This window comes from Vibrio sp. 2096 (assembly GCF_033339595.1).
In the GTDB taxonomy this organism is placed as follows: domain Bacteria; phylum Pseudomonadota; class Gammaproteobacteria; order Enterobacterales; family Vibrionaceae; genus Vibrio; species Vibrio alginolyticus.
Window position 1 is genome coordinate 31,090 of the sequence record NZ_JAWOUX010000018.1, and the last position, 23,769, is coordinate 54,858.

The following is a 23,769-nucleotide window of genomic DNA, read 5'->3' on the forward strand; positions in this document are numbered from 1 at the left end:
CGGCACAATACTCGCTTTCAGGTTTCCACGATGTAGTCCCATGCTGTTAATTATCGATAATTATGATTCGTTTACCTACAACCTTTACCAATACTTCTGCGAGCTTGGTGCAGACGTAAAGGTGGTGCGTAACGATGAAATCGATATCCAAGGCATTGAGGCGCTCAACCCAACTCATTTGGTGATCTCGCCAGGGCCATGTACGCCGAACGAAGCAGGTATTTCACTGAAAGCGATAGAACACTTCGCTGGTAAGCTTCCAATATTGGGTGTTTGTCTTGGCCATCAAGCGATAGCGCAAGTGTTTGGGGGCGAAGTGGTACGTGCACGACAAGTGATGCACGGTAAGACCTCACCAATTCGTCACAACGGTCGTAGTGTGTTTAAAAATCTGAATAACCCACTCACGGTAACCCGTTATCACTCTCTTGTGGTGAAAAACGGTACTTTACCCGACGTGTTTGAACTGACTGCATGGACAGAACTGCCTGACGGAAGCATGGATGAAATAATGGGTTACCAACATAAAACCTTGCCAATTGATGCGGTGCAGTTCCACCCAGAATCAATCAAAACTGAGCAAGGTCACGAGTTGCTTGCGAACTTTTTAGCACGCAAAACGATCTGATCGCGATCACTTTTCTTAACAAATCATTCATCTTTTTGCTGAGGTGAGCGGATTGCAAAACTATGCGATTCTCTCGAGTCTCTTTGTCTATTCATGTCTTTTTAAACCTTCTATCCCCTGTATTACATAACATTTATAAAAAATCACTTCTCTATTTTACTTTCTTGATGCATAAATAGTCATAAGCAGTGATTAATGGAAGTTGCTTTCGAGAACGAAAAGAATAAATCACTATTGAAATGGTTAATTAAATGTAAATACAATGCCGCAATAGCTTAAATGCAAAACATTATTTGCTGGCAAAGAGAGCCGGTTAAATTCGCTTATCTGCTACGCATGCGGTATCAAGAAGGAATGTGCAATGACAACGGAAATTAAAGTAGAGCGCGGTTTATTCGATGAGGTAATGGTACCTTGCTATAACCCGATGGAAATGATCCCTGTTAAAGGTGAAGGTTCACGTGTTTGGGATCAGGAAGGTAATGAATACATCGACTTTGCTGGTGGTATTGCAGTGAGCTGTCTTGGCCATTGTCATCCAGTAATGGTAAACGCGCTAACAGAGCAAGCTAACAAGCTTTGGCACTTAAGTAACGTTATGACGAACGAACCAGCCCTTCGTCTGGCGAAAAAGCTAACAGAAGTGAGTTTTGCTGAGCGAGTGTTCTTTGCTAACTCTGGCGCAGAAGCAAACGAAGCCGCTTTGAAGCTGGCACGTCGTTATGCAGCAGACGTTCATGGCACTGAGAAATCTGAAATCATTGCATTCAAACAAGGTTTCCACGGTCGTACATTCTTTACCGTAACGGTTGGTGGCCAAGCGGCATACTCTGACGGCTTCGGTCCTAAGCCAGGCGACGTGACACACCTTCCTTACAACGATATCGAAGCTTTACAAGCACACATGTCTGATCGTACTTGTGCGGTCATGATGGAGCCACTACAAGGTGAAGGCGGCATCGTGCCACCAACGCCTGAGTTCGCTCAAGCGGTTCGCGAGCTGTGTGACAAACACAACGCCTTACTGATCTTCGATGAAGTGCAAACTGGTAATGGCCGAACAGGTAACTTCTACGCTTACCAAGGTTTAGGTATCACGCCAGATATTCTAAGTACTGCGAAATCACTTGGTGGCGGTTTCCCAATCGGTGCAATGCTAACGACAGCAAAATTGGCAGAGCACATGAAAGTGGGCACTCACGGTTCTACATATGGCGGTAACCCACTAGCGTGTGCGGTTGCAGAAGCGGTTGTAAATGAAGTCACTAAGCCAGAGGTGTTGGCTGGTGTACTAGAACGCGAAGCAATGTTCCGTGAAGGTCTAGAGAAGATCAACGCGAAGTACAACATCTTCTCAGAAGTGCGCGGTCAAGGCCTATTACTTGGCGCTGCACTAAATGAAGAATGGCAAGGCCGTGCGCGTGACGTGCTGGTTGCGGCAGGTAAACAAGGTCTCATGGTATTGGTTGCGGGTGCCAATGTCGTACGTTTCACACCATCACTCGTTATCACACAACAAGAAATTGAAGAAGGCTTGGCGAAACTGGATAAAGCGATCGCGACTTTAGTTTAAGCGCGATATCAGTTTAAACGTCAACGCAGACACCCCCGTCAAGGATCTCTGATGGGGGAATTGTTCCTACAATATAGTTAGGATCTTCTTGCATCTGGAGGGAGTATTGATGCTAGTAGTTCGCCCTATCGCGATGTCGGATTACGACGCACTGCACACTTGTGCGGTGGAGTCTGGTCACGGATTTACATCTCTACCGGTTAACGAAGAACTGTTAACCAATCGAATCAAACATTCAGAGTACAGCTTTGGTAAGCCTGATGTGGCAGAACCAGGCGATGAAGGCTACCTGATGGTTGGCTTTGACTCTGAAACGGGTGAGGTTGCGGGTACCACCGGAATCGAAGCATCTATCGGCTGGGATGTCCCATTTTACTCATATCACATTAGTAAAGTTGTGCACTCGTCGCCAAAGCTTGGCGTTAACAACGTCGTTAAACTGCTTACTTTTGGTAATAACTACACGGGTAACAGCGAAATTTGTACCTTGTTCTTGCGTGAGAAATTCCGCCAAGGTCTGAATGGTCGTCTAATGTCGAAGTGTCGTTTCCTAATGATGGCAGAGCACCCAGAGCGCTTCTCTGAAACGATCTTTGCGGAGATGCGTGGCGTTTCAGACGACGAGGGTAATTCACCATTCTGGCAATGGCTCCAAGAGCATTTCTTCTCTATCGATTTTACGCTTGCAGATTACCTAACAGGTATCGGCAAGAAAGGCTTTATCGCCGACTTGATGCCGAAACTGCCTATTTACATCAACCTGCTCAGCCCAGAAGCGCAAGCCGTGATTGGTCAAGTACATGACAACACGCGTCCAGCGCTGAAGCTGCTCGAGCGTGAAGGTTTTACCAACCGAGGCTACGTCGACATCTTCGATGGTGGCCCAACGGTTGAGTGTGATCTGCGTAATATTGAGTCGGTACGTCATTCATTCCGCGCGCAAGTCAAAATCTCTGAACATTCCAGCACACAAGACTTCTTGATGTGTAATTCATCTTTCGAGAACTTCCGTGCGACAGTCACTAAGGCGGCGTATGACGCAGAGACACAGAGCGTAATGATCGCACCAGACGTTGCGGATGCACTTTCGGTTGAAGAAGGGGATTTCGTCCGCCTTCTTCCGCAGTAACAGACGACAGAATTTAAGGATAGAAACAATGACACATTGGATTGCAGGTGAATGGGTACAAGGTCAGGGTGAAGCATTTACGTCTCTGTCGCCGTACAACCAAGAAGTGATCTGGCAAGGCAAAGGTGCAACGGCAGAGCAGGTGAACCAGGCGGTATCTGCAGCGCGTGAAGCGTTTATTGACTGGAAAAAGCGTCCATTTTCAGAGCGTGAGGCAATCGTGTTGGCTTTTGCGGAGAAAGTAAAAGAGAACAGCGAAAAAATCGCCGAAGTGATTGCCAAAGAAACCGGTAAGCCGATTTGGGAAACGCGCACTGAAGCAGCAGCCATGGCAGGTAAAATTGCCATTTCGATTCGCGCTTATCATGACCGCACTGGTGAGGCGAGCCGTGAAGCAGCAGGCAACCAAATCGTATTGCGCCACCGCCCATTGGGCGTGATGGCGGTGTTTGGTCCTTACAACTTCCCAGGCCACCTACCAAATGGTCACATTGTGCCTGCGCTACTGGCTGGTAACACGGTAGTCTTCAAACCGTCTGAGCAAACGCCATGGACGGGTGAATTGGCAATGAAGCTATGGGAAGAAGCCGGTCTGCCGAAAGGCGTGATTAACCTTGTTCAAGGCGCGAAAGAAACTGGTATCGCCCTAGCTGACGCAAAAGGCATTGATGGCGTACTGTTTACGGGTAGCGCGAATACGGGGCATGTATTACACCGTCAATTTGCGGGTCAACCGGGCAAGATGCTCGCACTAGAAATGGGTGGTAATAACCCTATGGTGATCTCTGATAAATATGGTGATTTGGATGCCACGGTTTACACCATCATCCAGTCAGCGTTTATCAGTGCTGGGCAGCGTTGTACGTGTGCTCGTCGTTTGTATGTGCCATTGGGTGAAAAAGGCGATGCGCTTATCACCAAACTCGTTGAAGCGACACGCAATATTCGCGTAGACCAACCATTTGCAGAACCTGCGCCATTTATGGGACCGCAAATTTCGGTCGCGGCAGCCAAGTTTATTCTTGATGCACAAGCTAATCTACAGTCTCTTGGCGGTGAAAGCTTGATTGAAGCGAAAGCAGGAGAGGCGGCGTTTGTTTCTCCTGGCATCATTGATGTAACGAACATTGCTGAGTTACCAGATGAAGAATACTTCGGCCCACTTCTGCAAGTGGTGCGCTACGAAGGATTAGATAAAGCCGTGGCGCTAGCAAACGATACGCGCTTTGGCTTATCTGCTGGTTTGGTTTCAACCGACGACCAAGAGTGGGAATACTTCGTTGACCACATTCGTGCAGGTATCGTGAACCGTAACCGCCAGCTCACTGGTGCAAGCGGTGATGCGCCATTTGGTGGTCCGGGGGCGTCGGGTAACTTGCGCCCAAGCGCTTACTACGCAGCAGATTACTGTGCGTACCCAATGGCATCAATGGAAGGTCAAGAAACTGTCTTGCCTGCAACATTGAGTCCAGGTGTAGCGCTATAAGTTTTTATTATAGAGTCGCAACTATGCATTGCGGCTCACCTTGCCGGCGCATCATTTAGGTATGGGTTGTAGTGATCGTTGGCAGAACACGAAAAGTGAGCAAAGACTCGGAAAAGCGTGTTGACTGACTGGCATTTACCGTCACAGGTTGATGGTTGCTCGTTCATTATTCTGGACAACTCTTGTTGTGAACGAGCAGCCAACTTCCGCTTACCTTTAAACTCTACATCTCGTAACAAGGAGTCGTTATGACGCCCGATGTGTTATTTGAATCGCTATGGCAAGATTACATTCAACGTCTTTGCCCTTCGGCTGCTAAAGTGCATCAGCTGCTTCAAGAAGATGAGCCTCTGATTAATGATCATATAGCTTTACGTACCTTCAATATCGCGCCTCTTGGTATTGAAACTCTAGCTAAGCCATTTGTAGCTATTGGTTACAAGGCGTGTGGTGATTACGTTTTCGAAAGCAAAAAGCTGGTTGCTAAGCACTATGAGCACCCAGATCCGAAGCAACCTAAAGTATTTATTAGTGAGCTAAAAGTTGAAGAGTGCTCGTCTGAGCTACAAGAGATTGTGAAAAATTTGGTGGCACAAGTCGATGCTGACAAGCTGAACGATAGCGCATTCTTACATGGTGGACGCTTGTGGGATTTAAGCTTTGCTGATTACCAAACGTTGGCTAAAGAAAGTGAGTACGCATCTTGGCTTGCGGCGCATGGTTACGGAGCAAACCACTTCACGGTGAGCGTTAACCAGCTCAATGAATATGAAGAAGTGAAGCAGGTAAACGATCATCTGCGTACCGCTGGGTTTACCATTAATGAAAATGGTGGTGAAGTGAAGGGCACTCCTGAGGTGTTGCTAGAGCAGTCATCGACCATGGCAGATAAAGTAGCGGTTCGTTTTAGCGAAGGCACTGAAATTATCCCTGGCGGGTTTTATGAATTTGCTAAGCGCTATCCGATGGAAAATGGTGATTTGTACCCAGGTTTCGTGGCCGCTTCAGCTGACAAAATCTTTGAAAGCACGAATGGCTAAGTTTTAGGGTTAACCTGTTAAGCTTACTCATTAGTGTTCGCTGCACCCTATCTCATTTGGTCATGAGTAAATAAAAAGCCACCAATGTTGCCATTGGTGGCTTTTATAATTTTGTTCGTGTCACTCTAGTTCGAGATTAACGAGTACCGTAAACCACGATGGTTTTACCGTGAGCAGAGATTAGGTTCTGCTCTTCTAGCATCTTCAAGATACGACCTACTGTCTCACGAGAACAGCCAACAATTTGACCGATTTCTTGACGAGTGATCTTGATTTGCATGCCGTCTGGATGAGTCATTGCGTCTGGTTGTTTTGCAAGGTTCAGAAGCGTCTGAGCGATACGACCAGTTACGTCTAGGAACGCCAGGTCACCCACTTTTTGGCTAGTTACTTGAAGACGACGAGCCATCTGCGCAGAAAGACGCATTAGGATGTCTGGGTTTACTTGGATAAGCTGACGGAACTTCTTGAAAGAAATTTCAGCAACTTCACAAGGAGATTTAGCACGAACCCAAGCTGTGCGCTCTTGGTCTTCCTCGAATAGACCAAGTTCACCAATAAAGTCTCCTTGGTTTAGGTAAGAAAGGATCATCTCCTTACCTTCTTCGTCTTTGATAAGAACCGCAACAGAACCTTTAACGATGTAGTACAAAGTTTCTGCCTTTTCGCCCGCGTGAATTAGCGTGCTCTTTGAAGGGTACTTATGAATATGACAGTGTGAAAGAAACCACTCTAATGTTGGGTCGGTTTGAGGTTTACCTAGAACCATAATATCTCACTTCCTCTGCAGGGTACGCTTGCGCTATCCATATTTTAGCTAAGCCTGAATTAGGCCTACTAGAATAAGAGCACTTTTTATATGCTGCAAGCTCTCTTGTGTTTCGGTAAGAAATAGTATCCTTTTTCGAAAACGATTTCTTGATTTTAATCGTGCCATGATTGAGATTTTGTAAGCAAAACTGTGCACATGATCACGGTATGAAAAGTAAACATCTTCGCAGGCAGGTTTTTAGCCAATTTTCCCTGTTTCGATGAGCTGTTGTAGGATAGGCCGAACTATGAGCTCCATTGCAAAGCTCATCTTACCGCCGGGCACGACAATCGTGTTGTGGCGTGACATGAATGAGCCATCAATCATGGCCAGCAGATATGGGAAGTCGACATTCTTGATACCGCGTAGGCGAATCACCACAAAACTCTCATCCAAACTAGGGATGCCTTTTGCATTAAGTGGGTTGGAAGTATCAACGGTCGGTACGCGCTGGAAGTTGATGTGAGTACGAGAAAACTGCGGAGTGATATAGTTGAGGTAATCGTCCATGGATCGCACGATTGAGTCCATTACCGCTTCACGCGAATGGCCGCGATCGCGAGTGTCACGTACGAATTTTTGGATCCACTCTAAGTTCACAATCGGCACCATGCCAATTAAGAAATCCACATGTTGAGCAACATTAACATCGCCATCGACCACGCCACCATGTAACCCTTCATAAAACAGCACGTCGCTGTTTTCGGGTAAGTCTTGCCACGGTGTAAACGTGCCTGGCATTTGATTGTAGGGAACCGCTTCGTCAAACGTGTGCAGATAACGGCGCACGCTGCCAGTGCCGTCATGCCCGAACTTACGGAAAAACTCTTCTAATCCCGGGAAGTCATTAGCTTGTGGGCCAAAGTAGCTAATGTGTCGACCTTGCTCGCGGGCTTTGCGGATTTCGATGTCCATTTCTGGGCGAGTAAAGCGATGGAAGCTATCGCCTTCAACCCATGCGGGTTTAACGTTCATCATATTGAACATTTTACGGAAGGCTTCAGATGTAGTGGTCGTGCCGGCACCGGACGAACCAGTAACCGCAATAATTGGGTGTTTAGCTGACATGACAAACCTTGTCGAAAATTACTTACCTGTAATGTGCAGTAGAGTTACTACTGCACGGTCGATATCCCACTATAGCACGTAACAATACCTTGTCATCGAGTGGGATACGGTAAAATGTGAAGGGTCTAAAATTTTGTTTTATGCTGAATATCGACGGTTTCGTGTAGCTCAGAGAACACGATAACCGCTTCACCTTTTTCCAATTGAGCTTTAACTTGATCAATTTTGTCATGCAAAGAAACCTCGACGGTTCCGTAATCCGTTCCTTCGCGTAAGACGAATTCACGAATTAAGTTTTCCAATGTTTCCGGCGCAATGTCTTGCCATGGAATGATCATAAATACCTCTAACTTTTATGATGAGCGGCTAGTTTACTGCGTTCGTTGCTTGGATACAGCAGAAAGGTAATCTGCGGCGATACTTTCGTAATACGCGGGCAGCGCTTCCTCCAACCAAAACTTAGGTTTTAACGCCGTTCCTGTCAGGAAGCCAACATGGCCACCGTGTTCAAAGAGACGGTAATCAATGTTATCTGGCAGAACAAACTTCGGGATCACATCGTCGGTCATGAACGGATCGTCTTTGGCATGGATGATCAGTGTGGGTAGCGTGATTTGCTGTAGTTTACTTAAGCCAGAGCATTGGTCGTAATAATCTTGTGCGTCTTTGAAGCCATGCAATGGTGCGGTAATCAAATCATCGAATTCATACAATCGTGTGACACGTTTTATTGAGTTGTAGGACAGCGCAAGCTCACCATGCAGTAGATGATGCTTTTGTAACGCGTTACGTTTCAGTGAAGAAAGCAGGTAACGGCGATACACTTTTGAAAAGCCTTGTTCAATACGGTTTGCACACGCAGCTAGGTCTAAAGGCGCTGAGATAATAGTCGCTGCATTCAAAATAGGGTGGTCTTTATATTGGGCTAAATAATTCGCCAACATGTTACCGCCAAGAGAAATACCAACTGCAACTTTGGGATTATCAGGAAAACGTTGTTCAAGGTGCTCTAGGAAGTAACGAGCATCCGTCACTTCTCCCGAGTGATAAGCTCGTGCTTTTTTGTTTGGTTTACCGCTGCAGCCACGAAAATGCATCATCACCGACAGCCATCCAGATTGAGCAAATGCATTCATTAGCCCATTGGCATAAGGGCTATAGAAGCACCCCTCTAACCCATGAAATAAAACAAAAATCGGCTTTTTTTGTGCAGGCTCTTGGGTTGGGTCCTCGCTCCACGCGAGATCGAGAAAGTCGCCATCGGATGTATCGAGGGTTTGCCAAATCGGCGTAAATAACGCTTTTTTGCGAATAAAACGCGGCAAAAGCGTTTGGAGATGCGGGTTTTTGATCCCGGCGGCTGCGAAAAATTGTGTCATACCTAACTGCTCTTATGCGGTCCTTCGGTGTCCGTTGAAGAACTTATTAATATAATCCTTTATAAAGATTATAGGTATTCTACAGATTTATGGGTGTTTTGGTGGTTGAATGTTTGGCACCGGAATAGCAAAGGCTTGCTGCAAATGCTCCCCACCGAGTTGACGACAGTATCTCAACGTCAGTGGGTCACCATCATTTTTGAGTAGTGCAAGTGAGTTAATGCAGTCCACCAAATCCGCTTGTTGCTGCTTTTCTAGTTGCAGCTCAAACTGCAAGGTCTCACGATACAAAGCGTCATTGACTTGAGACTTAAGGTGGCGACGAAGGTCGCGAAAGGAGTGAAGTAAAGTTTCGCTTCTACCTAGACAGTCTTGCACCAAGGGCCAGTCTTTTTCTTGGAAAATGAGTTGCTGCTCATCGAGCCATCTGAGCAGCAGGAGTAGGTTCACGTTACCGTGGTAGTTGTTTTGCAATGATAAGCACGCCTCTTTCACTTCTCGCACACCATAAAACTGCAGACTAAACTGCCAAAGGTGTTCTAGGGTGAGTGTGTATTCAGCGTGTTGATTACTCATTGATTAAACTCTAGCTCCATCTGCTCCAACGTTTCTTGAGCAGACATCCATTCCATTTCAATTTCTTCGAGCTCAGCCTTACTAGAAGCTTGAAGTGCCAGCACTTGGTTAAGTTTAGCTTTATTTTCGGCCGCATACAGTGAGTTGTCCGCCAATTGTTCTTCAGCTTCGGCCAGTGCAGCACCTAACTTATCCATTTTATTTTCTAGTTGTGTCAGCGTTTTGCGAATTGGCGCTGTCTGTTTTCGAAACTCTGCATCGCGACGTTTTTGCTCTTTTTTCGCTGCCGCGCTGTTGGCGCTATCTTTGGCTGGCTGTGCGGCTTGTGCTTCTTTGCGTTCCGCTCTTTGTTGTTCGGTTAACCATTTGTAATAGTCATTTAAGTCACCGTCGAACGGAGCAACTTGTCTATCATGCACTAAATACAAGTCATCGGTTGTAGCACGCAATAGGTAACGGTCGTGCGAAACAATCACCATTGCACCTTCGAACGTTTGCAGTGCCATCGTCAATGCCTGACGCATGTCCAAATCCAAGTGGTTGGTTGGTTCATCAAGTAGCAACAGGTTTGGCTTTTGCCACACAATTAAAGCCAATACCAAACGGGCTTTTTCGCCACCAGAAAACGGCGCAACTTTTTCTAGTGCTTTGTCACCTTGGAAGCCAAAGCTACCTAGGTAATCACGTAGCTGCTGTTCGGTTTGATCGGGTGCGATTTGCATCATGTGTTGCAGCGGCGTTTCTTCAGGATGAAGCGTTTCTAACTGGTGCTGAGCGAAGTAACCAATTTTCACGCCTTGTGAGTAAGTTAGGTCACCACCTTGCGCGTTAAGTTCACCAGAGAGCAGCTTGATTAAGGTCGATTTACCCGCACCATTACGGCCGAGTAAACCAATACGACTGCCAGGAACCAAGTTCAAGCGGATCTTCTCTAAGATGAGGTTGTCACCGTAACCTGCAGATACTTCATCCATCATCATGATTGGGTTTGGCAGCGCAGCTGGCTCACGGAATTGGAAGCTAAATGGGTTATCGAATTGAGCTGGCAGTACTTTTTCCATTCGCTCCAAAGCTTTGATACGGCTTTGGGCTTGGCGTGCTTTTGATGCTTTGTAACGGAAGCGGTCGATGTAACTTTGCATGTGCGACATCTGCTTCTGTTGCTTTTCAAACATCGCTTGTTGTAACACCATTTTTTGTGCACGTTGGTTTTCGAATGACGAGTAGTTACCCGTGTATTCGTTCAGCTGCTGATTCTCGATGTGAATGATGCGACCAACGATCGGATCCAAGAAGTCACGGTCGTGCGAGATCAGGATCAGTGTGCCTGGGTAGTTTTGTAGCCAACGTTCAAGCCACATCACTGCGTCTAAGTCCAAGTGGTTGGTTGGCTCATCGAGTAGCAATAAGTCAGAACGGCACAATAGCGCCTGGGCTAAGTTAAGGCGCATACGCCAACCACCTGAGAATTGAGTCAAACTCCAACTCATTTGCTCTTGGCTGAACCCTAAACCGTCGAGCAATTCTGCCGCGCGAGCGCGAATGCTGTAACCACCAATGGTTTCAATTTTACCGTGGATCTCGGCAACCAAGGTGCCGTTGTCTTGTGCTTCCGCTTCAGCCAACTGCTTTTCGAGTGCTCGGTACTCGCGATCACCATCAATGACGTATTCCAGTGCAGTGCGCTCTAGCGCAGGCGTTTCCTGTGCGACCCAGGCCAACTCCCAGTGTTGAGGTTGGCTAAATGAGCCAGCATCAATTGACAGTTCATCTTTCAGTAGGGCAAACAGCGTTGATTTACCGCAGCCGTTTTTGCCCACAAGACCGACTTTATCGCCAGGGTGAATAGTCGCAGAAGCTTGGTCTAAAAGAGGTTTACCGCCACGCAGTAACTGAATATCAGAGAAGGTAATCATAAAGTTTTCATTCACTTTGCGCAGTGCGCGTTGCTTGGTTACATAGCGAAGTGGTTTCAATCGTTTTTAAAGCCACTTGGGTATATATCTAGCGGTGAATAGTAGGGGTATTGGCCGGAAAAGTCGATTGATTCGCTTTAATTGCATTATGCTGTACAAAAAAGTATAACAATTTGATAACGGATAAAAATAACCACAAGGACGACCATTTGGCTGTTGCACCGTCTATTCTCCCAAAAGTTCTGGTCATTTATGCTCATCCAGAGCCACATAACTCGATTGCCAATCAAGTGATGATAAAAAAAGCTCAGTCGCTTGATCACGTCACTGTGCACGATCTTTACGGTGTTTACCCTGATTTCTTTATTGATGTGAATTACGAACATGAGTTGTTGCTCGCTCACGATGTGATCGTATTTCACCATCCACTTTATATGTATTCATGTCCAGCCCTATTAAAAGAGTGGCTAGACCGAGTGTTAGGTAAAGGCTTTGCGTTTGGCGGAGGTGCGGCGCTAGAAGGAAAATACTGGCGCAGTGTCATTACAACAGGTGGTAAAGAAGAAGCCTTCAGCGCGAAGGGGTACAACAAATACCCACTTGAGCAAATCTTGCAACCGTTTGAACTGACGGCAGCCCTATGCCAGATGCACTGGATTGAACCACTGGTGTTGTATTGGTCAAGAAATGTTTCAGATATTGAACGCTACGAACATGCCGAGTTATACCGTGGATGGCTGAGTAACCCACTTGAAAACTGGCAAGCGGCAGATCGAGGAGGTCAGTATGGCGATCACCAGTGAGTTTCTTCAAAGCAGTGTGGTCTTTCTTTCGGCTGCGGTTATTGCGGTGCCGATTGCTCAGCGCCTTGGGCTTGGCTCGGTTTTAGGTTATCTACTCGCTGGTGTGTTGATTGGCCCATGGGGGCTCGGCTTAATTAGCGACGTTGATGCCATTTTGCATTTTGCCGAGCTTGGGGTTGTGTTGTTACTGTTTTTGATAGGGCTGGAATTAAACCCTAAAAAATTGTGGCAGATGCGAGGGCCGATTTTAGGTTTAGGCGGTGCGCAGGTTGTGGTCACGACCGCCGTGATTGGTAGTGTCGTCAGTATGTTTGGCGTAAGCATGCAAGTGAGTTTGGTGATCGGGATGGGGTTGGCGCTGTCCTCGACGGCGATTGCGCTTAAAGTCATTGAAGAGCAAGGGCTTAATGGTACCGAAACGGGGCAATCTGGTTTTGCGGTGCTGCTCTTTCAAGATATTGCAGTGATCCCGATGCTGGCGATGTTGCCCTTGCTAGCAGGCGGGCATAGTGGTGGAAGTTGGTTGGATGTCTTCACTATTTTAGGCAGTGTGGTAGCACTGTTGATTGGTGGTCACTTTTTACTACGTCCGCTATTTCGTTTTGTCGTGATGAGCGGCGTTCGTGAGCTCTTTACCGTTGCTGCACTTTTAGTCGTGCTTGGCATTTCGGTCGTGATGCAAAAGCTCGGCCTTTCGATGGCATTGGGGACTTTTTTAGCAGGCGTTTTGCTGGCAGAGAGTGAGTATCGCCATGAGTTGGAAATCGCTATCGAGCCATTTAAAGGTCTGTTGTTGGGGTTATTCTTTATTGCGGTGGGCATGGCGGTAAACTTGGGGTTATTGGCATTACATCCTTTAGAGATTCTCGGTGCGGTGGTGGCTTTGGTCGTGGTTAAGGGTTTGGTTTTGTATGCATTGGCGAGAGCTGCCCGTGTCGGAGCCAAAGCGAGAAGCCGTATGGCTGCAATTTTGAGCCAAGGCGGTGAGTTTGCCTTTGTCATATTTACCGCGGCGAGCCAAGAGGGCATTTTGTCCAAAGAGCAAGTGGCGTTTCTGTTGGTGGTGGTCAGTCTATCCATGGTGACGACTCCTCTTTTGCTGATGGGACAAAAGAAGTGGTTTGCTCATACCCTGAATCAAGAAGAAGAGGGCATGACCACGAAAGTCGTGGATCGCCGACCACGCGTTATCATTGCAGGCTTTGGACGTTTCGGTCAGATCGTCGGACGTTTAATGTATGCCAATAAAATCAAAGTGACAGTATTAGAAAGTGATGCCAGCCAAATCCACCTATTACGTAAGTATGGTTACAAAGTGTTTTATGGCGATGCTACACAAATTGACCTATTGAGGGCTGCTGGCGCTGATAAAGCGGAAGCATTGATTATTTGTACTGATTCACCTGATGAGGTGATGGCCATCGTGGACATTTGTCGCGTGCACTTCCCGAAACTTAAGTTGTTAGCCCGAGCAAGAAGCCGTGTCGAGGCTTACCAGTTAATGAGTCATGGTGTAGAGAATTACTCTCGTGAAACATTTTTAGGGGCGCTAGATCTCGGTCGCCAAGCGCTCGTAGAACTGGGTATGCATCCTTATCAAGCAAAGCGGGCAGAAGCACATTTTCGCAAGTTAGATAATGCTATGCTTAAGGACTTATTGCCTCAACACAATGAAGATAAGAAATTAGCTCAAAGAGCGAAAGAGGCCCGCAAAGAGCTAGAAGAAATATTTGGTCGTGAAATGGAGAGCGACCATCAGTCACCTAATCATTGGAAGTAGTACTTGAGCCAAGACTCAAGCTAAGGAAATAGCGTGAAAATCAAGAAACGTTTTATTGCCGGCGCTAGCTGCCCAAATTGCAGCCAGCAAGATACCCTGCGCTGGTGGATTGAAAATAACATCGAATTAGTTGAGTGTGTCGAGTGTGAGTTTACAGAGCAGCGTAAACCACAATCTGTAGAGAAAAATAAACACTCAGATCAGGAAATGATCGGAATTTTTAAGCCGGAGTAATTGAACTTCGATAATTGATCCCCATAATACACCCAGATATCTCAGTACTTAACCCCATTCAGGTTAAGTCAATTAATCTCCCTGGAGTTAGTATGAAAATTGAAAAGAACGTTGTTGCAAGCCTTGCATACAAAGTAATGATGGAAGACGGTGTCGTTGTTGATCAATCAACAGCAGAAGCACCTCTAGATTACCTTCACGGTCACAACAACCTAATCACAGGTCTTGAAAAAGAACTTGAAGGTAAAGTGGCTGGCGACAAGTTCTCAGTAACGGTAGCTCCTGAAGAAGCTTACGGTGAGCACAACGATGCGCTAGTACAGCGCGTTCCTGCGGACGTATTCCAAGGCGTTGAGCAAATCGAAGTGGGCATGCGCTTCCTAGCTGACACTGACCAAGGTCCAATCCCTGTTGAAGTAACAGAAGTTGACGGCAACGAAGTGGTTGTTGACGGTAACCATATGTTAGCTGGTCAAACACTAACTTTCGAAGTAGAAGTTATGTCTACACGTGAAGCAACAGCAGAAGAGATCGAACACGGTCACATCCACCAAGGTGGTGGCTGTTGTGGTGGTCACGATCATGACCACGATCACGAAGAAGAAGGCGGCTGCTGTGGCGGCGGTAGCTGTGGTTCTCACTAATCATAAGCTCCTTCACTAGATAATCTTATCTAGCAAAGCTTTGAAAAGCGCAAGTTGAGTTTTCAACTTGCGCTTTTTGTTTATCTAAGGTGTAGTGCCAACCATACAAGGAATAACAGTTGGACAAAGTGATGACGAAACCTTTCTCGATTGCCATTCATGGCGGTGCAGGCACCATCTTGCGTGAACAGATGAGCGATGAGCTGCAACAATCCATCTTGGCGGATTTAGAAGCTGCGGTAAAAGCGGGACATCAAATTCTAGACACGGGCGGTGAAGCCTTAGATGCCGTCGTAGCGGCAGTGAAAGTATTGGAAGACTCTCCTAACTTTAATGCGGGTAAAGGCTCAGTGCTGACCAACAACGAAATGGTTGAAATGGACGCTTCTGTGATGGATGGGCGAAACCTTGCAGCAGGCGCGGTCGCTGGGGTTCGTCATATCAGAAACCCAATTGAGCTCGCTCGTGACGTGATGCGAAACAGCAATCATGTGTTGTTGGTGGGTGAGGGCGCAGAGAAGTTTGCTTTTGAGCAAGGCCATGAGTATACCGAGCAAGATTACTTCTTTACTGATCGCCGTTATGAGCAGTTGCTGTCTATGCGTGAGAAAGGACTGTTTGCTTTGTCGGAATCTCGTTACCCAGATGACCGTAAGCACGGTACGGTTGGTGCGGTAGCGTTAGATCAACAAGGCAACTTAGCCGCTGCCACCAGTACGGGTGGCGTGACGAATAAGAAATACAACCGAGTCGGAGATTCGGCTCTTATTGGTTGTGGTACGGTGGCCGAAAATGGCGTCGTGGCAGTTTCCACTACGGGTGTCGGCGAGTTCTTTATTCGTAAACGTGTTGCGGAAGACGTTGCAGCACGTATGCGTTACTTACAAGAAGATATTCATACGGCTTGTGAACACATTATCCAAGGTGATCTCAAACAGATGGGCGGAGAGGGCGGTTTGATTGCCATTGATGCTAAAGGTGAGATGCACTTTGCGATGAACAGTTCTGGCATGTACCGAGCAGGCATTAATACGCAAGGCGAGCTGAGCGTTAAAATCTACGCCGACGAATAGCTTCCTCTTGAGTACCTTCTTAAGTAATTAATACAACAAAGCCCAGAACATGTTCTGGGCTTTATGCTATTTGAGCCTGCATTTTAATAATGCGGTGGTGGGGTTTCTTCTGACGGATCGGCTAAATTCGACGAGTCCATATTTTTTACTTTACCTACCACATATTTCATCTGATCGAGCATCTTGGTAATTTGCAGTTGTTGCTGCGATAAAGCTCCGTTCAGATCTTCAATAGTCTGTTCTTGGAACGCAAGCTGACATTCTAAGTCATTAATGCGTGCTTCCAATTGCTGAATGATTTTTTCTGTCATGATCCGTTCTCTAACTGCCAAGCTTGGGCAATACCTGCTGAAGTAGCAGTAATTACGCGTTGTTTTGAATCAAAGGCTGCATCATACACGACCGCACGGGGAGGGCGAGTGTCTTTTTTGGGCTCCACTTCAAATCCACTCATTCGTTTTCCGGTTTGAGTATCCCATATCGACACACGGCCAGAAGGGCTTCCTGTGACTAGTTGAGTCCCGTCGTCAGAAAATCGTGCGGTAGAGAAAATTAATTGGCGTGACCAACTGCTCAACTGTGTGACTTCTTGTCCAGTTTTTAAATTCCAAACAATCGCTTGGTTTCCGCCATCAGATGTCATTGCTAATTTTCCATCTCTTTGCAGGGCCACGCGAACAATTCGTTGTTCATGTTCGAAGGTTCGTAGTACTTGTCCGGTTTCGGTATCCCACAGATACGCTTTATAGTCATTACCTCCGGTTAGGGCGAAGCGCCCATTAGGAGAAATGGCCACGGAATTGACTTTTTCACGATGCGCAAGGAACTCCATGCGACGCCCGGTGACTAAGTTGACATAAATTGCTTTACCGTTGGATAACCCAAGCAGAACTTGTTCACCATTACTGGTGATATCAACGTCGCGAATGAGCGCATCAGAGATAGACCAAAGGCCTTCGGATTGCGTCCAGCCTAGGTCCCAAACTGCGAAGTTCATTTGGCTTGCTGTAATTGCGTAGCGACCATTGTCAGATATGCGGATATGGGAAACCACATTGGCATCGGCATCGAGTTCACCCAGATTGGCTAGTTGTTCATTTTGCTCTAGGTCCCACAACATCAAATGACGTTGTTGAGAATAGAGCAGAGCAAACCGTCCATCTCTGCTAAGTGCGAAGCTCGTCGCACCTTGAGGTTCTATCGGCCAACGCTGCACTTCACGCTCGGCGAAAAAGCAACCATTTAACGTGGTGATGACAATTAAATATAGGAATAAATGAAAAATTCTTTGCATCACATCTAATAATCCGGTTTGTGTCTTAAGACATATAGCTAGTATATTGGTATAACGATTGTCTTCACTAGTCTCATAGAAGATTTGTGCACAACAACCAATGGCAGAGCCATTATTGGGAGAATTTAATGAAATCAGTTTTAAAAGTGTCGCTACTTGCTGCAACAGTTATGCTAGCGGTAGGTTGTCAGAAAGAAGAAACTAAAACAGAAACCGCACCTCAAGCAGAACAAGTTCAAGCAGAAACCGGTAAAGCGGTTCACTTTAAAACCGACGACGACAAAGCGGCATACGCAATCGGTGTTTCATTTGCTAACTACCTAAGCACAAGCATCGACAAGCCAAGCGAAATCGGCATTAATCTTAACAAAGATTTGGTACTAAAAGGTATCGAAGACGTCTTCAAAGGCAATGCTGAATTGAATGAAGAAGAAACACGTGCAGCACTAGAATCTCTAGACAAGCGTGTTGCAGAAAAGATGCAAGCACAAGCGGCTGAGAAAGCAGCTGAAGCGAAAAAAGCTGGCGATGATTTCCGAGCTGAGTTTGAGAAGCAAGAAGGCGTAGTGAAGACAGATACAGGTCTTCTATACCAAGTAATGACACCAGCTGAAGGTGAGAAGCCAAAAGACACTGATACGGTTCAAGTACACTACAAAGGTACTCTGATCGACGGTACTCAGTTCGACAGCTCATACGATCGTGGTGAACCTGCAACGTTCCCACTTAACCGTGTAATCCCAGGTTGGACAGAGGGTGTTCAGCTAATGCCTGTGGGTTCTAAATTCAAATTCGTTATCCCGCCAGAGCTAGCATACGGTGACCAAGACACACCAAGCATTCCTGCTAACTCAACGCTAGTATTTGAAGTTGAGCTGCTAAAAGTTGAGAACGACAACGCAGAGCAATAACAATAAGCTGCGATAAGTTATTGAAAAAGGTCCGTTTAACGGGCCTTTTTTGTTCTAGGTCACTAGTTGGTGAGTTTGCTAGGTTGCTTTTCAAATTTTCTGATAAACTTACACCAATTTGTTGATTTTTCGCTCGAAGGCTTATGACAACTACAGAAACAATAAACGCGGAGATGTTGCTCGAAATGGAATCCGTTAACGTGATGCCGTTTACCGAGCACGACAAAATCATTTTAAGATCTTATGAGGCGGTCGTGGATGGTATCGCCAGCCTGATAGGTCCATTTTGTGAAATCGTTCTTCACTCTCTAGAAGACTTAAATACCTCTGCAATTAAAATCGCTAACGGTGAAAACACGGGGCGCCAAGTCGGCTCACCAATCACTGATTTAGCGCTTAAGATGCTAAAAGACATCGAAGGCTCGGAGCGCAACTTCTCACGTTCGTACTTTACCCGTGCAAAAGGTGGCGTGTTGATGAAGTCGATTACTGTCGCCATTCGTAATGGCGAAAATCGCGTGATTGGTTTGTTGTGTATCAACGTCAACTTGGATGCGCCTTTCTCGCAAGTCCTTCAGTCTTTCATGCCGACGCAAGAAGCGAAAGAAGCGGCTTCCTCGGTCAACTTTGCTAGTGACGTAGAAGAGCTGGTGGACCAAACTGTTGAACGCACCATCGAAGAGATCAATGCGGATAAATCCGTGTCTAACAACACCAAAAATCGCCAGATCGTGATGGAGTTGTACGACAAAGGTATCTTCGATATTAAAGATGCCATCAACCGTGTCGCGGATCGCCTTAATATTTCAAAACACACCGTTTACTTGTACATTCGTCAACGTAAAACCGAGGATGATGAAAGGTGAGTAAACTGACTTACACGTTAGTGGTGAATGGTCCCGTTTATGGCAGCCAGTCAGCGCGCAGTGCTTATCAGTTCGCCAAAGCGGTGATAGAGCAAGGCCATCAGCTAGTGAGCGTCTTCTTTTATCAAGATGGTGTGACTAATGGTACTGCTTTGAGTGTGCCAGCCAACGATGAATTTGATCTCAATAAGGCGTGGCAGTCTTTGGCTAAAGAGCATGGTGTTCGCCTAGAAACTTGTGTCGCGGCCGCTTTGCGTCGCGGGATTGTAAGTGAAGAAGAAGCGAATCAACATGGTTTGGTTCAGAACAATCTAGCCGATGGTTTTGAACAAGCAGGCTTAGGTAGCCTAGCTGAAGCGATGTTAACCCAAGACAGAGTGGTACAGTTTTGAGTCAGTTAACTTATCTATTTCGTAGTGCGCCACATGGCTGTGCAGCTGGTCGTGAAGGTGTGGATGCACTGTTAGCCGCGTCGGCTTACTGTGAAGATATCAGCGTCATTTTCATGGGTGACGGGGTATACCAGCTTCTACTCGGGCAAGACCCCAACAATATTTTGAGTAAAGATTACGCGCCGATGTTAAAGCTTTTCGATTTATACGACATCGAACAAGTCTTTGTGTGTTCAGAGTCGTTAACCCAGCGAGGTTTGGCGCAAGCGGATTTAGTCATTGAAGCCCAAGCGTTAAGCTCAGAACAGCTCAAAGATAAGTTACAACACGCTGGCAAGCTACTGTCTTTTTGAGGAAGTTATGTTACACATCATAAAAACAGTCTCTGCTCTAGAAGACGCTATGCCTTTATGCAGTGAACAGGATGACATCTTACTTATAGAAGATGCAGTGTACGCTGCTAACTCGCAACATAAAGCATTTTCCCATCTAAAAAACCGCAGCGTATTGGTGTTAGAGAGCGATGCGCAAGCTCGCGGTATTGCAAATCGTATCAGTCCATCGCTGACGATTGTGAATTACTCAGGCTTCGTTGAACTAACAGCAAAACAGGATAAATCCCTAACTTGGGATTGAACAAGATTTGCTGTCGACAAAGCTTTACGGATGAATTGTTCTAATTGAACAAAAAAGATCCGTATATTTCTTGACACACCTCTCACTGCTGCATAGAATTTTGCGTCCCTAACTGCATTGGCAGTTGGGGATAGATTTTTCACAAAGCTTACTTTCAAGTAAATCAGGAGCTAGTTAATGGCAACTATTAACCAGTTGGTACGTAAGCCACGTGCAAAGCAAGTTGTTAAAAGCAACGTGCCTGCACTAGAAGCGTGCCCACAAAAACGTGGTGTATGTACTCGTGTTTACACTACTACACCTAAAAAACCTAACTCAGCACTTCGTAAAGTTTGTCGTGTACGTCTGACAAACGGCTTCGAAGTTACATCGTACATCGGCGGTGAAGGTCACAACCTTCAAGAGCACTCAGTTGTTCTAATCCGTGGTGGTCGTGTTAAAGACCTTCCAGGTGTGCGTTACCACACTGTTCGCGGCGCACTAGACTGTGCTGGCGTAAATGACCGTAAACAAGGTCGTTCTAAGTACGGTGTGAAGCGTCCTAAGTCTTAATGGATTCCGTTAAGTAAGGCCAAACACTAAATTATTTTTAATTTTTTGAAAAAACTGAAAAGTTTTGGATAAAACCTGAAGAAGACAACGGAGATAAATCCATGCCACGTCGTCGCGTCATTGGTCAGCGTAAGATCCTTCCAGATCCAAAATTCAAATCTGAATTGCTGGCAAAATTCGTTAACATCCTAATGGTTGACGGTAAAAAATCTACTGCAGAGAAAATCGTTTACACTGCACTAGATGCTATGGCTGAAAAGTCTGGTAAAGACCACTTAGCTATTTTTGAAGAAGCTCTTGAAAACGTTCGCCCAGCGGTAGAGGTTAAATCTCGCCGTGTTGGTGGTTCAACTTACCAAGTACCTGTAGAAGTACGTCCGGTTCGCCGTAACGCACTTGCTATGCGTTGGTTGGTTGAAGCTGCGCGCAAGCGTGGTGAAAAATCTATGGCTCAACGCCTAGCTGCTGAAATGCTAGACGCGTCTGAGAACAAAGGTACTGCGGTTAAGAAACGTGAAGACGTTCACCGCATGGCTGACGCAAACAAAGCGTTCGCTCATTACCGTTGGTAATACCTTCTGTGCTGCGAGGTTCTCTCGCAGCACTTTTCTATACTCTAAGGTACACCTTAGTAAGAGGATACAATCGTGGCTCGTAAAACTCCTATTGAGCTATACCGTAATATCGGTATCTGTGCTCACGTAGATGCAGGAAAAACAACCACAACTGAGCGTATTCTGTTCTACACTGGCCTTTCTCACAAAATCGGCGAAGTTCACGATGGTGCAGCAACCATGGACTGGATGGAGCAGGAGCAGGAGCGTGGTATCACTATCACATCCGCTGCGACTACTACATTCTGGCGTGGTATGGAAGCACAGTTCCCTGAGCATCGCGTAAACATCATTGATACCCCTGGACACGTTGACTTTACTATCGAAGTAGAGCGTTCTCTTCGTGTACTTGATGGTGCTGTGGTTGTGTTCTGTGGCTCATCTGGTGTTGAACCTCAGTCTGAAACTGTATGGCGTCAAGCAGACAAATACCACGTTCCACGTTTGGTATTTGTAAACAAGATGGACCGTGCGGGCGCAGACTTCCTACGCGTTGTGAACCAAATTAAGAATCGTCTTGGTGCGACTCCTGTTCCAATCCAGCTGAACGTTGGTGCGGAAGATGAGTTCAGAGGTGTCATCGACCTTATCAAGATGAAAATGATCAACTGGAATGATGCCGATCAAGGCACTTCGTTTACTTACGAAGACATCCCAGCTGACATGATTGAACTTGCTGAAGAGTGGCGCAACCACATGGTTGAATCCGCTGCTGAAGCTAGCGAAGAGCTGATGGACAAGTACCTTGAAGAAGGTGAATTGACTGAAGCTGAGCTCAAACAAGCTCTACGTACTCGCACACTAAATAACGAAATCGTACTGGCTACTTGTGGTAGTGCGTTTAAGAACAAAGGTGTTCAAGCGGTACTGGATGCAGTAGTTGAGTTCTTGCCATCGCCTGTTGACGTACCTGCAATTAAAGGTGTCGACGAAAGAGAAAATGAAGTTGAGCGTCATGCTGACGACAACGAACCTTTCTCAGCGCTAGCGTTTAAGATTGCGACTGACCCATTCGTGGGCACGCTAACTTTCATGCGTGTTTACTCCGGTGTTGTAAACTCGGGTGACGCTGTTTACAACTCAGTAAAAGAGAAGAAAGAGCGTTTTGGTCGTATCGTTCAGATGCATGCGAATAAGCGTGAAGAAGTGAAAGAAGTTCGCGCTGGTGATATTGCAGCTGCTATCGGTCTGAAAGACGTAACAACAGGTGACACACTGTGTGATCAGAACCACAAAGTGATTCTAGAACGCATGGAGTTCCCTGAACCAGTTATTCAGATTGCTGTAGAGCCTCGTTCTAAGGCAGACCAAGAGAAAATGGCTATCGCGCTAGGTAAACTAGCCGCGGAAGATCCATCATTCCGCGTGGAAACGGACGACGAATCAGGTCAGACTCTGATCTCAGGTATGGGTGAACTTCACCTAGACATTATCGTTGATCGTATGAAGCGTGAATTCAGCGTTGATTGTAACGTTGGTAAACCTCAGGTTGCTTACCGTGAAACCATTCGTGGTAAAGCGGAAGTTGAAGGTAAGTTTGTTCGTCAATCAGGTGGTCGTGGTCAATACGGTCATGTTTGGGTCAAACTTGAGCCTTCTGAGCCTGGTGAAGGTTTCGTATTCGTAGACGAAATCGTGGGCGGTGTGATTCCTAAGGAATACATCAGTTCGGTATCGAAAGGTATCGAAGAGCAAATGAATAGTGGTGTTCTAGCGGGTTACCCTGTACTAGATATTAAAGCTACACTATTTGATGGTTCTTACCACGATGTAGACTCAAGCGAGATGGCGTTTAAGATCGCTGGCTCGATGGCATTCAAGAAAGGTGCACTAGAAGCACAACCTGTGATTCTAGAACCTATGATGAATGTCGAAGTAACCACTCCGGAAGACTGGATGGGTGACGTTGTTGGTGACCTAAACCGTCGTCGCGGTATCATTGAAGGCATGGACGAAGGTGTGGCTGGTCTTAAGATCATCCGTGCTCAAGTACCACTATCCGAAATGTTCGGTTACGCAACTGATCTACGTTCTGCAACTCAAGGCCGTGCGTCTTACTCTATGGAGTTTCACGAGTACGCTGAAGTGCCGAAAAACTTCGCAGATAAAATTATTGCAGAGCGTGGTTACTAATTGACGATTGAACTGCAAAAAGTTTACGACTTTTTGCGAGATCAGGGCGTCCAAATATTGCGCTAACGGGCGTTGGCGCATAAAATAACAATTTCTGGCGCGTCGTCGATCAATAATGATCACGACGAATCATAACTAGGAAGGAACACGATCGTGTCTAAAGAAAAATTTGAACGTACGAAACCGCACGTTAACGTTGGTACTATCGGCCACGTTGACCACGGTAAAACA

At 46.3% G+C, this 23,769-nt stretch carries 26 protein-coding genes; 18 read left to right on the top strand and 8 right to left on the bottom strand.

Features of this window, described 5'->3' with window-relative positions:
• The first annotated feature begins 40 nt into the window (after positions 1 to 40).
• From R7Q41_RS21845 to R7Q41_RS21865, 5 genes are all read left to right on the top strand, one after another.
• Complete coding sequence (locus tag R7Q41_RS21845) at positions 41 to 628, top strand: aminodeoxychorismate/anthranilate synthase component II (protein ID WP_065274924.1); 588 nt, start codon at positions 41 to 43, stop codon at positions 626 to 628.
• Between the two features lie 361 nt (positions 629 to 989).
• Complete coding sequence (locus tag R7Q41_RS21850; protein ID WP_005381420.1) at positions 990 to 2,201, top strand: aspartate aminotransferase family protein; 1,212 nt, start codon at positions 990 to 992, stop codon at positions 2,199 to 2,201.
• A 109-nt stretch (positions 2,202 to 2,310) separates the two neighbouring features.
• Positions 2,311 to 3,330, top strand: a complete 1,020-nt coding sequence (astA, locus tag R7Q41_RS21855; RefSeq protein WP_005381422.1) for an arginine N-succinyltransferase — start codon at positions 2,311 to 2,313, stop codon at positions 3,328 to 3,330.
• A gap of 28 nt (positions 3,331 to 3,358) precedes the next feature.
• Positions 3,359 to 4,816: a succinylglutamate-semialdehyde dehydrogenase gene (gene astD / locus R7Q41_RS21860; protein ID WP_005381424.1), complete on the top strand. Its 1,458-nt coding sequence runs from the start codon at positions 3,359 to 3,361 to the stop codon at positions 4,814 to 4,816.
• Between the two features lie 248 nt (positions 4,817 to 5,064).
• The gene (locus tag R7Q41_RS21865) at positions 5,065 to 5,856 is read left to right on the top strand and encodes a DUF1338 domain-containing protein (protein ID WP_005381426.1); all 792 of its coding nucleotides are present in this window, start codon (positions 5,065 to 5,067) and stop codon (positions 5,854 to 5,856) included.
• A 136-nt stretch (positions 5,857 to 5,992) separates the two neighbouring features.
• Here the strand turns inward: R7Q41_RS21865 and crp are convergent, their stop codons facing one another.
• The 6 genes from crp to R7Q41_RS21895 form a co-directional block, all read right to left on the bottom strand.
• On the bottom strand, positions 5,993 to 6,625 hold the full coding sequence (gene crp / locus R7Q41_RS21870) for a cAMP-activated global transcriptional regulator CRP (protein ID WP_005381432.1): 633 nt from the start codon (positions 6,623 to 6,625) through the stop codon (positions 5,993 to 5,995).
• 240 nt (positions 6,626 to 6,865) lie between these two features.
• On the bottom strand, positions 6,866 to 7,735 hold the full coding sequence (locus R7Q41_RS21875) for a phosphoribulokinase (RefSeq protein WP_005381434.1): 870 nt from the start codon (positions 7,733 to 7,735) through the stop codon (positions 6,866 to 6,868).
• Positions 7,736 to 7,860: 125 nt separating this feature from the next.
• On the bottom strand, positions 7,861 to 8,073 hold the full coding sequence (locus R7Q41_RS21880) for a YheU family protein (protein WP_005381436.1): 213 nt from the start codon (positions 8,071 to 8,073) through the stop codon (positions 7,861 to 7,863).
• A gap of 33 nt (positions 8,074 to 8,106) precedes the next feature.
• Positions 8,107 to 9,114 carry a hydrolase gene (locus tag R7Q41_RS21885; RefSeq protein WP_033907159.1) on the bottom strand — a complete coding sequence of 336 codons (1,008 nt, stop codon included), beginning with the start codon at positions 9,112 to 9,114 and terminating at the stop codon, positions 8,107 to 8,109.
• Between the two features lie 87 nt (positions 9,115 to 9,201).
• On the bottom strand, positions 9,202 to 9,690 hold the full coding sequence (locus R7Q41_RS21890; protein ID WP_318109359.1) for a TIGR02444 family protein: 489 nt from the start codon (positions 9,688 to 9,690) through the stop codon (positions 9,202 to 9,204).
• The gene (locus R7Q41_RS21895; RefSeq protein WP_318144661.1) at positions 9,687 to 11,606 is read right to left on the bottom strand and encodes an ABC transporter ATP-binding protein; all 1,920 of its coding nucleotides are present in this window, start codon (positions 11,604 to 11,606) and stop codon (positions 9,687 to 9,689) included. Before R7Q41_RS21895 ends, R7Q41_RS21890 begins: the two co-directional genes overlap by 4 nt.
• Positions 11,607 to 11,815: 209 nt before the next feature.
• On the opposite strand from R7Q41_RS21895, the gene kefG reads away from it, so the two are divergent.
• From kefG to R7Q41_RS21920, 5 genes are all read left to right on the top strand, one after another.
• Positions 11,816 to 12,409: a glutathione-regulated potassium-efflux system ancillary protein KefG gene (gene kefG / locus R7Q41_RS21900; protein ID WP_005381444.1), complete on the top strand. Its 594-nt coding sequence runs from the start codon at positions 11,816 to 11,818 to the stop codon at positions 12,407 to 12,409.
• Positions 12,393 to 14,189: a glutathione-regulated potassium-efflux system protein KefB gene (gene kefB / locus R7Q41_RS21905; RefSeq protein WP_017633740.1), complete on the top strand. Its 1,797-nt coding sequence runs from the start codon at positions 12,393 to 12,395 to the stop codon at positions 14,187 to 14,189. The genes kefG and kefB overlap by 17 nt, the downstream gene beginning before the upstream one ends.
• A gap of 33 nt (positions 14,190 to 14,222) precedes the next feature.
• Entirely contained in the window at positions 14,223 to 14,423 is a 201-nt protein-coding gene (locus tag R7Q41_RS21910; RefSeq protein WP_005381449.1) for a YheV family putative zinc ribbon protein, read from the top strand.
• A gap of 92 nt (positions 14,424 to 14,515) precedes the next feature.
• The gene (gene slyD / locus R7Q41_RS21915) at positions 14,516 to 15,067 is read left to right on the top strand and encodes a peptidylprolyl isomerase (RefSeq protein WP_005381451.1); all 552 of its coding nucleotides are present in this window, start codon (positions 14,516 to 14,518) and stop codon (positions 15,065 to 15,067) included.
• Between the two features lie 131 nt (positions 15,068 to 15,198).
• Positions 15,199 to 16,140, top strand: a complete 942-nt coding sequence (locus R7Q41_RS21920; RefSeq protein ID WP_031812779.1) for an isoaspartyl peptidase/L-asparaginase family protein — start codon at positions 15,199 to 15,201, stop codon at positions 16,138 to 16,140.
• An 83-nt stretch (positions 16,141 to 16,223) separates the two neighbouring features.
• On the opposite strand, the gene R7Q41_RS21925 is transcribed toward R7Q41_RS21920, so the two are convergent.
• A complete protein-coding gene (locus R7Q41_RS21925) occupies positions 16,224 to 16,451 on the bottom strand; it encodes a SlyX family protein (protein WP_005381455.1) in 228 nt (75 codons plus the stop codon).
• A complete protein-coding gene (locus R7Q41_RS21930; protein ID WP_017633742.1) occupies positions 16,448 to 17,434 on the bottom strand; it encodes a WD40 repeat domain-containing protein in 987 nt (328 codons plus the stop codon). Before R7Q41_RS21930 ends, R7Q41_RS21925 begins: the two co-directional genes overlap by 4 nt.
• Positions 17,435 to 17,562: 128 nt before the next feature.
• Between R7Q41_RS21930 and fkpA the strand changes: the two genes are divergently transcribed.
• The 8 genes from fkpA (at position 17,563) to fusA (ending at position 23,538) form a co-directional block, all read left to right on the top strand.
• Positions 17,563 to 18,345: an FKBP-type peptidyl-prolyl cis-trans isomerase gene (fkpA, locus tag R7Q41_RS21935; RefSeq protein ID WP_017821751.1), complete on the top strand. Its 783-nt coding sequence runs from the start codon at positions 17,563 to 17,565 to the stop codon at positions 18,343 to 18,345.
• A 143-nt stretch (positions 18,346 to 18,488) separates the two neighbouring features.
• Positions 18,489 to 19,211 carry a transcriptional regulator gene (locus R7Q41_RS21940; RefSeq protein ID WP_005382804.1) on the top strand — a complete coding sequence of 241 codons (723 nt, stop codon included), beginning with the start codon at positions 18,489 to 18,491 and terminating at the stop codon, positions 19,209 to 19,211.
• Complete coding sequence (tusD, locus tag R7Q41_RS21945; protein ID WP_017821752.1) at positions 19,208 to 19,603, top strand: sulfurtransferase complex subunit TusD; 396 nt, start codon at positions 19,208 to 19,210, stop codon at positions 19,601 to 19,603. The genes R7Q41_RS21940 and tusD overlap by 4 nt, the downstream gene beginning before the upstream one ends.
• The gene (gene tusC / locus R7Q41_RS21950; RefSeq protein WP_054702275.1) at positions 19,600 to 19,956 is read left to right on the top strand and encodes a sulfurtransferase complex subunit TusC; all 357 of its coding nucleotides are present in this window, start codon (positions 19,600 to 19,602) and stop codon (positions 19,954 to 19,956) included. Before tusD ends, tusC begins: the two co-directional genes overlap by 4 nt.
• A gap of 7 nt (positions 19,957 to 19,963) precedes the next feature.
• On the top strand, positions 19,964 to 20,239 hold the full coding sequence (gene tusB, locus R7Q41_RS21955) for a sulfurtransferase complex subunit TusB (protein ID WP_318056324.1): 276 nt from the start codon (positions 19,964 to 19,966) through the stop codon (positions 20,237 to 20,239).
• Between the two features lie 177 nt (positions 20,240 to 20,416).
• A complete protein-coding gene (gene rpsL, locus R7Q41_RS21960; protein WP_004399892.1) occupies positions 20,417 to 20,791 on the top strand; it encodes a 30S ribosomal protein S12 in 375 nt (124 codons plus the stop codon).
• 101 nt (positions 20,792 to 20,892) lie between these two features.
• Positions 20,893 to 21,363 (top strand): 30S ribosomal protein S7, encoded by a 471-nt coding sequence (rpsG, locus tag R7Q41_RS21965; RefSeq protein ID WP_005382796.1) that lies wholly within the window; start codon positions 20,893 to 20,895, stop codon positions 21,361 to 21,363.
• Positions 21,364 to 21,438: 75 nt separating this feature from the next.
• Positions 21,439 to 23,538, top strand: a complete 2,100-nt coding sequence (fusA, locus tag R7Q41_RS21970; protein WP_005382794.1) for an elongation factor G — start codon at positions 21,439 to 21,441, stop codon at positions 23,536 to 23,538.
• The last annotated feature ends 231 nt before the right edge of the window (positions 23,539 to 23,769 follow it).

What these genes read in the sequence shown, in the direction of transcription:
- R7Q41_RS21895 (WP_318144661.1), bottom strand. Translation starts at nt 11,606, where the DNA reads ATGATTACCTTCTCTGATATTCAGTTACTGCGTGGCGGTAAACCTCTT.
- R7Q41_RS21920 (WP_031812779.1), top strand. Translation starts at nt 15,199, where the DNA reads ATGACGAAACCTTTCTCGATTGCCATTCATGGCGGTGCAGGCACCATC.
- tusB (WP_318056324.1), top strand. Translation starts at nt 19,964, where the DNA reads ATGTTACACATCATAAAAACAGTCTCTGCTCTAGAAGACGCTATGCCT.
- R7Q41_RS21925 (WP_005381455.1), bottom strand. Translation starts at nt 16,451, where the DNA reads ATGACAGAAAAAATCATTCAGCAATTGGAAGCACGCATTAATGACTTA.
- fkpA (WP_017821751.1), top strand. Translation starts at nt 17,563, where the DNA reads ATGAAATCAGTTTTAAAAGTGTCGCTACTTGCTGCAACAGTTATGCTA.
- R7Q41_RS21940 (WP_005382804.1), top strand. Translation starts at nt 18,489, where the DNA reads ATGACAACTACAGAAACAATAAACGCGGAGATGTTGCTCGAAATGGAA.
- R7Q41_RS21890 (WP_318109359.1), bottom strand. Translation starts at nt 9,690, where the DNA reads ATGAGTAATCAACACGCTGAATACACACTCACCCTAGAACACCTTTGG.
- kefB (WP_017633740.1), top strand. Translation starts at nt 12,393, where the DNA reads ATGGCGATCACCAGTGAGTTTCTTCAAAGCAGTGTGGTCTTTCTTTCG.
- R7Q41_RS21880 (WP_005381436.1), bottom strand. Translation starts at nt 8,073, where the DNA reads ATGATCATTCCATGGCAAGACATTGCGCCGGAAACATTGGAAAACTTA.
- astA (WP_005381422.1), top strand. Translation starts at nt 2,311, where the DNA reads ATGCTAGTAGTTCGCCCTATCGCGATGTCGGATTACGACGCACTGCAC.
- R7Q41_RS21845 (WP_065274924.1), top strand. Translation starts at nt 41, where the DNA reads ATGCTGTTAATTATCGATAATTATGATTCGTTTACCTACAACCTTTAC.
- rpsL (WP_004399892.1), top strand. Translation starts at nt 20,417, where the DNA reads ATGGCAACTATTAACCAGTTGGTACGTAAGCCACGTGCAAAGCAAGTT.
- R7Q41_RS21930 (WP_017633742.1), bottom strand. Translation starts at nt 17,434, where the DNA reads ATGCAAAGAATTTTTCATTTATTCCTATATTTAATTGTCATCACCACG.
- rpsG (WP_005382796.1), top strand. Translation starts at nt 20,893, where the DNA reads ATGCCACGTCGTCGCGTCATTGGTCAGCGTAAGATCCTTCCAGATCCA.
- R7Q41_RS21850 (WP_005381420.1), top strand. Translation starts at nt 990, where the DNA reads ATGACAACGGAAATTAAAGTAGAGCGCGGTTTATTCGATGAGGTAATG.
- R7Q41_RS21875 (WP_005381434.1), bottom strand. Translation starts at nt 7,735, where the DNA reads ATGTCAGCTAAACACCCAATTATTGCGGTTACTGGTTCGTCCGGTGCC.
- R7Q41_RS21865 (WP_005381426.1), top strand. Translation starts at nt 5,065, where the DNA reads ATGACGCCCGATGTGTTATTTGAATCGCTATGGCAAGATTACATTCAA.
- astD (WP_005381424.1), top strand. Translation starts at nt 3,359, where the DNA reads ATGACACATTGGATTGCAGGTGAATGGGTACAAGGTCAGGGTGAAGCA.
- crp (WP_005381432.1), bottom strand. Translation starts at nt 6,625, where the DNA reads ATGGTTCTAGGTAAACCTCAAACCGACCCAACATTAGAGTGGTTTCTT.
- slyD (WP_005381451.1), top strand. Translation starts at nt 14,516, where the DNA reads ATGAAAATTGAAAAGAACGTTGTTGCAAGCCTTGCATACAAAGTAATG.
- R7Q41_RS21885 (WP_033907159.1), bottom strand. Translation starts at nt 9,114, where the DNA reads ATGACACAATTTTTCGCAGCCGCCGGGATCAAAAACCCGCATCTCCAA.